The following is a 9,577-nucleotide window of genomic DNA, read 5'->3' on the forward strand; positions in this document are numbered from 1 at the left end:
CGCCGGTGGTGCGTCCGGCCGAGGCCGAATTGAACGCACTGGCCGCGCTGCTCAATGGCGCCAAGCGCGTCACGCTGTTCTGCGGCCGCGGCTGCGCCGGCGCGCATGACGGCCTGGTCAAGCTTGCCGAGACGCTGAAGAGCCCGATCGTGCATGCGCTCGGCGGCAAGGAATATGTCGAGTACGACAATCCCTATGATGTCGGCATGACCGGCTTCATCGGTTTCTCCTCCGGCTATGCCGCCATGCATGGTTGCGACGTGCTGCTGCTGCTGGGCACCGACTTTCCCTACAAGCAGTTCTTCCCGACCGGCATCAGCATCGCCCAGGTCGATCTCCGCCCCGAAAATCTCGGCCGTCGCTGCAAGCTCGATCTCGGCATCGTCGGCGATATCGGCGAGACCATCGCGGCGCTGTTGCCGAAGCTGACGACCAAGACCGAGCGCAAGTTTCTCGATGCCAGCCTCGCGCATTACAAAAACGCCCGCGCCGGGCTCGACGATCTCGCCCGGGGCAAGCCCGGCCAAAAGCCGATCCATCCGCAATATCTGGCGCGCCTGCTCAGCGAGCAGGCCACCGACGACGCGGTGTTCACCGCCGATGTCGGCACGCCGACGATCTGGGCCGCGCGTTATCTGAAAATGAACGGCCGCCGTCGGCTGGTCGGCTCGTGGGTACACGGCTCGATGGCCAACGCGATGGCGCATGCGATCGGCGCGCAGGCGGCGCAGCCCGGCCGGCAGGTGGTGTCGATGTCCGGCGACGGCGGCTTTGCCATGCTGATGGGTGACCTGATCACGCTGACGCAGGCGAAGCTGCCGGTGAAGGTCGTGATCTTCAACAACAGCGTGCTCGGCTTCGTCGCGCTGGAGATGAAGGCGGCCGGCTTCATCGAGACCGGGGTCGATCTGAAGAATCCCGATTTCGCGGCAATGGCCCGCGCCATGGGCATTCACGGCGTCCGGGTGGAGGATCCGGGCGAGCTCGAGGGCGCGATCCGCAACGTGCTCGCGCATGACGGCCCGGCCGTGCTCGACGTCGTGACCGCGACGCAGGAATTGTCGATGCCGCCGACCATTACGCTGGAGCAGGTGAAGGGTTTCAGCCTGTGGGTGCTGCGCGCCGTGATGAGCGGCCGCGGCGACGAGGTGGTCGATCTCGCCAAGACCAATCTGTTGCCGCGCTGATCGCGCTCAAATCAAACAACCGGAAGGGGATGGCGATGCGAAGAAACGCCATCCCCTTCCAACGTCCGACACCGCCGATTACTTCTGCTTGCCGTCCTTGTCGAACGACGACACATAGGCCCACAGATTGTTGGCCTCAGTCTCGTTCTTGATGCCGGCGAAGGCCATCTTGGTGCCGGGGATCTTGGCCTTCGGATCCTTGATGTATTCGAGGAAGGTTTCCTTGTTCCAGGTGATGCCGGAATTCTTGTTGGCATCGGAATAATTGTAGTCCGGTGCCGAGCCGGAGTGGCGGCCGTCGAGGCCGTTGAGCTCGGGTCCGACCTTGTTCTTGGCGCCTTCGCCGATCGCGTGGCAGGCGAGGCATTTGTTGAACGAGGTCTTGCCGGCTGCGGCATCCTGCGCCAGCGCGGAGGATGCGGTGGCCAGCGATGTGACGACCGCCAGCGCGCTCAAGGTCTTTAGGTTCATGGGGTTCTCTTCGTTTCGTCCCGGGAGGTAGTGTCTGGTTTGTGGCATGTCCGGCTTGGACAGGACAAGCCACGAAACTTTGACAGGTTTCATGACCGTCCGCTTGTCCCAGAGAGAACTCGGCATTGCGGGACGGGGCAATCCGACCTTCGGCCGGTCGACTGAAACAGGTGCAGAGCTGATTGATTTGTCGTAACAAATCGGCAAAGAGCAGAGCCCACCCAAGGGAACACCGATGTCCATCATGATGCCGGAGGCCGACCAGGCCGTCCTTGCTCGCCGCACAGAGATCGCAGCTGCCTTGCGCGCAATCGTTCCGGGCGAGGGCGTGATCGACAGTGCCGCCGAGATGCTGGCCTATGAATCCGACGGCCTGACCGCCTACCGGCAGCCGCCGATGGTCGTGGTGCTGCCCGATACCACCGAACAGGTGGCGAAGGTCCTGAAATATTGCCAGCAGCAGGGCATCAAGGTGGTGCCGCGCGGCTCCGGCACCTCGCTGTCTGGCGGCGCGCTGCCGCTCGCCGACGGCGTGCTGCTCGGTCTCGGCAAGTTCAAGCGGATTCGCGAGATTGACTTCGACAACCGCGTCGTCGTCACCGAGCCGGGCGTGACGAACCTGGCGATCAGCCAGGCGGTCGCCCATGCCGGCTTCTATTACGCGCCCGATCCGTCGTCGCAGATCGCCTGCTCGATCGGCGGCAATGTCGCGGAAAATTCCGGCGGCGTGCATTGCCTGAAATACGGCATGACCACCAACAACGTGCTGGGCTGCGAGATCGTGCTGATGTCGGGCGAGATCCTGCGCATCGGCGGCAAGTCGGCCGAGAATGCCGGCTACGATTTGATGGGGATCATCACGGGCTCCGAGGGGCTGCTCGGCGTCATCACCGAGATCACGGTGCGCATCCTGCAAAAGCCGGAGACGGCGCGCGCGCTGATGGTCGGCTTTGCCGAGGTGGAAGCGGCCGGCGAATGCGTGGCTGCCATCATCGGCGCCGGCATCATTCCGGGCGGCATGGAGATGATGGACAAGCCCGCGATCCACGCCGCGGAAGCCTTCGTCCATGCCGGCTATCCGCTCGACGTCGAGGCGCTCTTGATCATCGAGCTCGACGGTCCCCAGGTCGAGGTCGACGAACTGATCAAGCGGGTCGAGGCGATCGCGCAGGGCTGCGGCTCGACCTCATGCCAGATCTCGACCTCGGAGGCCGAGCGCAATCTGTTCTGGGCCGGCCGCAAGGCGGCCTTCCCCGCGGTCGGGCGCATCTCGCCGGATTATCTCTGCATGGACGGCACCATCCCCCGCGGCGCGTTGCCGAAGGCGCTGGCGCGGATCCGCGAGCTCTCGGAGAAATACGGCCTCGGTGTCGCTAACGTGTTCCATGCCGGCGACGGCAATCTGCACCCGCTGATCCTCTATGATGCCAACAAGCCCGGCGAGATCGAGAAGGCGGAGGCGTTCGGCGCAGACATCCTGCGCTGCTGCGTCGAGCTCGGCGGCGTGCTCACCGGCGAGCATGGCGTCGGCATCGAGAAGCGCGACCTGATGCCGGAAATGTTCACCGAGATCGACCTCAACCAGCAGCAGCGGCTGAAATGCGCCTTCGATGCAGAGGGCCTGCTCAACCCCGGCAAGGTGTTTCCTACCCTGCACCGTTGCGCCGAGCTCGGCCGCGTCCATGTCCACGCCGGCAAGCTGGCATTCCCGGATATTCCGCGGTTCTAGGGCGTGCATTCGTCAACGTCAGTTGTCCGGGGCAAAACGCGAGAGGTCAGCATGCGAACGAACATACTTGGAGCTCTTTGCGCCATCGCAATGGTCGCGAGCGCGCACGCAGCGGTGAAGGAAGAGCCGGTCACCTATACGGACGGCCAGACCACGATGAAGGGCTTCGTCGTCTACGACGACGCGACCCAGGCCAAGCGGCCCGGCATCATCATGGTGCACGAATGGTGGGGCGTTACCAAACATATGCACAACGAGGCGCGGAAGTTTGCGGAGCAAGGCTACACAGCCTTCATCGCGGACATGTACGGCGACGGCAAGACCGCCGACAACCCGAAGGACGCCGGCGCGCTGTCGGGGTCTGTCATGAAGGACCCCAAGGTGATGGAGGCGCGCTTCAACGCGGCGCGCGAGCAACTCGCCAAGCAGGCCTCGGTCAATCCGCAACGGATCGGCGCTGTCGGTTACTGCTTCGGCGGCGCCGTGGTGCTGAACATGGCGCGCACCGGCGCTGATCTTGCCGGCGTTGCGGGCTTTCACGCCACGCTCGGTCTCAACACGCCCGCGCCGGCGCCGGGAACCGTCAAGGCCAAAATCCTGATTCTGAACGGTGCCGACGATCCGTTCGTGAAGCGCGAGCAGTACGATGCGCTCAAGAAGGATTTCGACGCTGCGAAAGCCGACTACCGAATCATCGAATATCCCGGTGCGGTGCACGCGTTCACCAACCCCGAATCCACCGAACTCGGCAAGAAGTTCAACCTGCCGCTCAGATACGACGCCAAGGCGGATCAGGAATCGAAGGCAGAAGCAGCCAAGCTCTTCGCCGCAACCCTCCAGAAATAGGCAAGGGGTCACCGACATGGTGGCGCTTTCTCTCACTGGGGCGGGCGTAGCCGCGCGACAGGCGATTGCCGGCAAGCTGGCATTTGCGGATATCCCCGCGGTTCTAGTATCGTCTGAGCAGGCCGAGCGCGGCGCTGCTGTCGCCATATTCGGCGCAGGCCCTGTCGGGGTCTGAGATCAGCTCCGCCCGGACTCGCTTGAACGTCTTGCCGGCCGCTTCGGACACTTCGGGGCGGAATTTTTGCGGATCGTAGTCATTGCCGTCGTGGCCCTTGATGGCGGCGTCGAACGCGCCGATCATGGCCATCGCGGTGTTTGGGCTGCCGAGAAGCCTTGCGCCGAGTTGAACGCCCCCGGCGCCATCGGCTTCATAGCCGGTGCATCGTTGTTCGAGCACCGCGGCCGCAGTCGCGAGCTGGTCGAGGAACATCGCCTCGGCGTCGGTGAGCATGGCGGCGCGCGCCTGTCCTGCCGCGATCGTCGCGAGCAGCGCGGTGACTGTCAGCCTGATCTTCACGGTGGTGGTCCCTCCTGCTGCCGTCGAGGCCGAATTGATAGATTTCGACTGATCGCGCTACCCGGCCGATAACCTTAACCGATGCTTGCAGCGACGGCCGTCGGCCAGCGGCCGCCGTCGCGTGTCGCCGCAATTGCAGCGCGGACCCGTTTACACGGCCTTCAACTGTTCCTCGGTATTTTCAGGACATGCATGTCTTCGGCAACATTTCGATGCCCAGCCTGGCTGATCAGCTGGCTCTCTCGCGCAATCGGCCCGCGGGCTTCGACTACATGCGGATTGCGCTGGCGTCGTCGATCATCTGCCTGCACAGCCTGAACGTGACGCTCGGGCTCGGCCCGACGCTGCAGATACTGGGCTCGCTTCGCATCGCGATCGCGATGATCCTCGCGCTGTTCTTCGCGTTGAGCGGCTTTCTGGTGACGGCAAGCCTGCTGAGATGCAAGAGCCTGATTTCCTTTCTCGGCCTGCGCCTGCTTCGGATCGGTCCCGCGCTGGTGGTCGAGACGACGCTGTCGGCCATCATCATCGGTTCGGTCTTCACCGAACTGCCGCTCACGCAGTATTTCGCCGATCCCAAATTCCACGCCTATTTTCTCAACATCGTCGGCGACATCCACTACGTGCTGCCGGGCGTCTTCCTGCACAATCCGATGCCCGAGCTGGTGAACGCCCAGCTCTGGACGGTGCCGTATGAATTGTGGTGCTACGTCATCCTGGCGCTGCTCGCCGTGACGGCGATTGCCTTCAACCGGGTGGCGTATCTTGTGTTCCTGGTGATCGCCCAGATCGGCCTCGTCGGCTACGACATCTACCGCTGGGACGAGGTGCCGATCCAGCTTCGCCCGCACCTTCTGGTGTTCTGCTTCCTTGCCGGTGTCGGCTTCTATCTCTGGCGCGACAAGGTGCCGTTCAACCGGACCGCCTGCCTGCTGGCGCTGGTGCTGTGCGCCGCCGGCACGGCGACCGGACGCGGTGACGCGCTTGCTCCCGTGCCGGCCGCCTATGTCGCCTGCTATCTCGGCCTGATGAATCCGCGGCGGAGCTGGCTCGTATCGTCAGGCGATTACTCCTACGGGCTCTATCTCTATGGTTTCGTCATCCAGCAATGCGTTGCGACCTTCGGCCCGTCGGTGCAGCACTGGTATCTGAACATCCTGATCAGCCTGCCGCTCGCCTTCGGCGTCGCCGTCGCATCCTGGCATCTCGTCGAGAAACATGCGCTTCGGCTCAAAGCTGCTGTCGAACGGCTGGAAGCTGCGATGCTCTCCAGGATTCCGATCCTCGGATTCGGCCGTCGGGCCGAGCAGGCCGAACGAGAGCCTGTTGTTCAGCCGGGGCCGATCAATCCAGTTCGACCGATCATCCTTTCCGGCCGATAGCCTTAACCGTTACTTGCTGCGAACTGCACATCGTAAAGGTTGTGCCTGCGACGATGTGCGCGTTATGCGTTTATATTTCGTTAGTTTGTTGCTGGATAGTTTCCGATGACATAGTTGTCTCGGTAATGAAATGCAACCTAAGTTCAGCCTGGCCGATCAACTAGCTGTTTCACGCAATCGGCCCACAGGCTTCGACTATCTGCGGCTTGCGTTGGCGGCCAGCATCATCTGCCTGCACAGCGCGAACGTCGTCTTTGGGATCGATCGGGCGATGGAGATCCTGGGCCATATCCGCATCGGGGCCGCAATGGTTCTTGCGCTCTTTTTCGCCTTGAGCGGGTTTCTGGTGGCGGGCAGTTTGCTGAGGTGCAGGAGCCTGATTTCATTTCTCGGCCTGCGCGTGCTTCGCATTGCGCCTGCGCTTGCGGTCGAGACGACGCTCTCGGCCCTCATCATCGGCCCGATCTTCTCTGCGCTTCCCCTCGCGCAGTATTTCGCGGACCCGAAATTCTACGCCTATTTCCGCAATATCGTCGGCGACATCCACTATGAGCTTCCGGGCGTGTTTCTGCACAATCCGGTACCTTTTGCGGTGAATGCGCAGCTTTGGACGGTCCCTTATGAGCTGTGGTGCTACGTGATCCTGGCGCTGCTCGCCGTGACCACGATCTGCTTCAACAGGGTGCTGTATCTCATGTTCCTGGTGTTCGCCCAGATCGGCTTCGCCTGCCACGATATCTACCATTCGGACCTGCAATATCTTCACCTTCGTCCGCAGCTGCTCGTGTTCTGCTTCCTTGCGGGTGTCGGCTTCTATCTCTGGCGCGACAAGGTCCCGTTCAACCGTACCACGTTCCTGCTCGCGCTGACGCTTTGTGCGGCGGGGATGGCCACTGGATACACTGATGCATTCATTGTCGGACCCGTCGCGTATGTCGCGTGCTATCTGGGGCTGATGAACCCGCGGCGAAGCTGGGTCGTGTCATCCGGCGACTACTCGTACGGGATGTATCTCTATGGAGTCGTGGTCCAGCAGTCGGTTGCGACGTTGGGCCCCTCGGTTCAGCACTGGTATCTGAACATCCTGATCAGCCTGCCGATTGCCTTTGGTGTCGCGTTCGTGTCCTGGCATCTCGTCGAGAAGCATGCGCTTCGGCTCAGGGCGCAGGTCGAGCAGGTCGAGACGGCGGTGCTCTCCCGGATTCCGATCGCAGCCTTCTGGCGCAAATCGCCCGAGCGGATCGAGTTGGGTGCGACGCTCGGCGGCAGGCGCGTGCCGGCCTGATATTGCAGCGCAGGGGAGGACCTGCATCACAAGTCCTCCCGCGGCGCCGTCACCTACAGCAGCGTGTATTGCGTCCGCTCGCGCTTGGCGAGCAGCGGCAATGCCTGCTCGGCGATGTAGGTCTTGAAGTAAGCGCTTTCCGAATGGGCCTTGAACGCGGCCTCGTCCTGGAACAATTCGTAGAACAGGAATTGCGCCGGATTGTCCTTGCCGCGGCCGATCAGGAACAGCTTGGTGCCGGGGTCCTTCTGCGCCTCGGGCAGGAAGCCGTCGAGAATTGCCGCGACCTTGTCGGCTTGCCCTTCCTTGGCTTCCCATTGCGCCACGACCAGAAGGCCTGACGTGTTGATCGCATCGCTGATGGTTCTCGTGCTCATCGCATAGTGCTTCATTGGCATTCCTCCGTTGCTTTGCTCCGATCGAGCCTGCGATCCTGCCCAGGGCGAGACGCCGGCGATCGTCATGATCGCGGCGAACGTGCCGATGGCCGATCGTCGGGTGTGCATCATCGTCGTGGTCGCGACTTCCGAACGTCTCATGTTCGCCTCCAGATGATTTGCGCCAACCGTCTTGCCGGCCGAACCGCAAGGCGAGAGATAGTGGATCGTCCTGTGAGCTCGGTTAGGTGACGATCGAAGTGTCGATGTCGTGAACATTTCGATCATGATCGAAGCGTTACGGACGGGCGCCGTGCGACAAACGCAAGGGCAATCCTTCGACCGACGCTGGAGCCTGCCATGCAGACCATCGCACCAGAGCTTGCCGAACTGGCCGGGCTGATCGCCGATCCCGGTCGCGCCAGCATCCTGTCGCGACTGATGGATGGGCGCGCGCAGACCGCGAGCGAGCTGGCGGTGGTCGCGGGCGTGACGCCGCAGACGGCGAGCTGGCATCTGGCGAGACTGGCCGAGCGTGCGCTGCTCAAGGTCGAACGGCGCGGCCCGCGGCGCTTCTACCGGCTGGCCACGCCATTGGTCGCGCAGATGCTCGAGGGCATGATGACGGTTGCGGCGATCGATCCGCGTCCGTCCCGCCCGCCGCCGCGGATCGACGCGGATATGCGCCGGGCCCGGACCTGCTATGACCACCTTGCCGGCGAGCTCGGCGTCGCCGTCACCGACGCGATGCGCCGACACGACCACCTCAACCTGGACCAGGAGGGCGGCGAGCTGACCGCTTCGGGCCGCGCATTTCTCGGCGATCTCGGCATCGACCTGCATGCGCCGGCGCGAAGCCGGCGGGTCCTGTGCCGGCCCTGCCTCGACTGGAGCGAGCAGCGTCTGCATCTGGCCGGGCGGGCAGGGGCCGCGATTGCGGACCTCGCGTTGCAGCGGGACTGGATCCGGCGCCGGCCGCAGGGCCGTTCCGTCGAGATCACCGCGGCCGGGCTTGTCGCATTCAGGGATTCGTTCGGCGCGCGCATTTGATTTCGGAGCCAAATTTCGATACCGCCTAGCGTGTGGAAACGCTCAAAGTCAGAGACAGCAAAGACGTCGAAGAGGTGGTGCGCGCGGCGGTCGCCAGCGAACAGCCGCTCGAGATCGTCGGTCATGGATCGAAGCGCGCCATCGGCCATCCGATGGCGACCAATGCGGTGCTCGACGTCTCGGTGCTGAACGCGGTCACCGCCTATGAGCCGAACGAGCTGATCATCACCGTGCAGGCCGGCGCGCCGCTCGCAGACGTGCAATCCCTGATCGACGCCAAGAACCAGCAATTCGCCTTCGAGCCGATGGATACGTCGGTGCTGCTCGGCATCGCTGGCGCCGGCACGATCGGCGGCATGATCGGCGCCGGCCTTGCCGGTCCGCGCCGCATCAAGGCCGGCGGCGCGCGGGATCACCTGCTCGGCACCCACGCGGTGTCCGGGTTCGGTGACAGTTTCAAGACCGGCGGACGGGTGGTGAAGAACGTCACCGGCTACGATCTCTGCAAGCTGCTCACCGGTTCCTGGGGCACGCTCGCGGTCATGACCGAGGTGACGCTCAAGGTCATGCCGAAGCCGGAAGCCGAGCGGACATTGGTGCTGCGCGGGCTCGACGACGTCACCGCCAACAAGGCGATGACGGCGGCGCTGGGCTCGCCCTTCGACGTCTCGGGGGCGGCCCATCTGCCCGGCTCAGTGCTGCGGTCCGCAACCGGCGCGCTGGCCGGCCTTGC

At 63.6% G+C, this 9,577-nt stretch carries 10 protein-coding genes; 7 read left to right on the plus strand and 3 right to left on the minus strand.

Annotated features, from left to right (window positions below):
• The coding region (locus tag H8A92_RS38210) for a thiamine pyrophosphate-dependent enzyme (RefSeq protein ID WP_229200452.1) at window positions 1-1,187 on the plus strand (1,187 nt) is incomplete at its 5' end.
• Between the two features lie 78 nt (window positions 1,188-1,265).
• Here the strand turns inward: H8A92_RS38210 and cycA are convergent.
• Window positions 1,266-1,658 carry a cytochrome c-550 CycA gene (gene cycA / locus H8A92_RS38215; protein WP_229200453.1) on the minus strand — a complete coding sequence of 131 codons (393 nt, stop codon included), beginning with the start codon at window positions 1,656-1,658 and terminating at the stop codon, window positions 1,266-1,268.
• A gap of 235 nt (window positions 1,659-1,893) precedes the next feature.
• Here cycA and H8A92_RS38220 point away from each other — a divergent pair, with 235 nt between their 5' ends.
• Together H8A92_RS38220 and H8A92_RS38225 are read left to right on the plus strand one after the other, a co-directional pair.
• On the plus strand, window positions 1,894-3,387 hold the full coding sequence (locus H8A92_RS38220) for an FAD-linked oxidase C-terminal domain-containing protein (RefSeq protein ID WP_229200454.1): 1,494 nt from the start codon (window positions 1,894-1,896) through the stop codon (window positions 3,385-3,387).
• Window positions 3,388-3,438: 51 nt separating this feature from the next.
• Window positions 3,439-4,233, plus strand: coding sequence for a dienelactone hydrolase family protein (locus H8A92_RS38225; protein ID WP_229200455.1), 795 nt, complete (start codon window positions 3,439-3,441; stop codon window positions 4,231-4,233).
• 103 nt (window positions 4,234-4,336) lie between these two features.
• On the opposite strand, the gene H8A92_RS38230 is transcribed toward H8A92_RS38225, so the two are convergent.
• Window positions 4,337-4,750 (minus strand): hypothetical protein, encoded by a 414-nt coding sequence (locus H8A92_RS38230; RefSeq protein WP_229200456.1) that lies wholly within the window; start codon window positions 4,748-4,750, stop codon window positions 4,337-4,339.
• Between the two features lie 212 nt (window positions 4,751-4,962).
• Between H8A92_RS38230 and H8A92_RS38235 the strand changes: the two genes are divergently transcribed.
• Complete coding sequence (locus tag H8A92_RS38235) at window positions 4,963-6,132, plus strand: acyltransferase family protein (RefSeq protein ID WP_229200457.1); 1,170 nt, start codon at window positions 4,963-4,965, stop codon at window positions 6,130-6,132.
• 130 nt (window positions 6,133-6,262) lie between these two features.
• Window positions 6,263-7,417, plus strand: coding sequence for an acyltransferase family protein (locus H8A92_RS38240; RefSeq protein WP_274613575.1), 1,155 nt, complete (start codon window positions 6,263-6,265; stop codon window positions 7,415-7,417).
• A 53-nt stretch (window positions 7,418-7,470) separates the two neighbouring features.
• On the opposite strand, the gene H8A92_RS38245 is transcribed toward H8A92_RS38240, so the two are convergent.
• A complete protein-coding gene (locus tag H8A92_RS38245) occupies window positions 7,471-7,956 on the minus strand; it encodes a putative quinol monooxygenase (protein WP_229200459.1) in 486 nt (161 codons plus the stop codon).
• Window positions 7,957-8,154: 198 nt separating this feature from the next.
• Here H8A92_RS38245 and H8A92_RS38250 point away from each other — a divergent pair, with 198 nt between their 5' ends.
• Together H8A92_RS38250 and H8A92_RS38255 are read left to right on the plus strand one after the other, a co-directional pair.
• Complete coding sequence (locus H8A92_RS38250) at window positions 8,155-8,844, plus strand: ArsR/SmtB family transcription factor (RefSeq protein WP_229200460.1); 690 nt, start codon at window positions 8,155-8,157, stop codon at window positions 8,842-8,844.
• Between the two features lie 32 nt (window positions 8,845-8,876).
• On the plus strand, window positions 8,877-9,577 hold a 701-nt coding region (locus tag H8A92_RS38255; RefSeq protein ID WP_229200461.1), incomplete at its 3' end, for an FAD-binding protein.

Origin of the sequence: Bradyrhizobium acaciae (genome assembly GCF_020889785.1) — a bacterium.
Taxonomy (GTDB): Bacteria; Pseudomonadota; Alphaproteobacteria; order Rhizobiales; family Xanthobacteraceae; genus Bradyrhizobium; species Bradyrhizobium acaciae.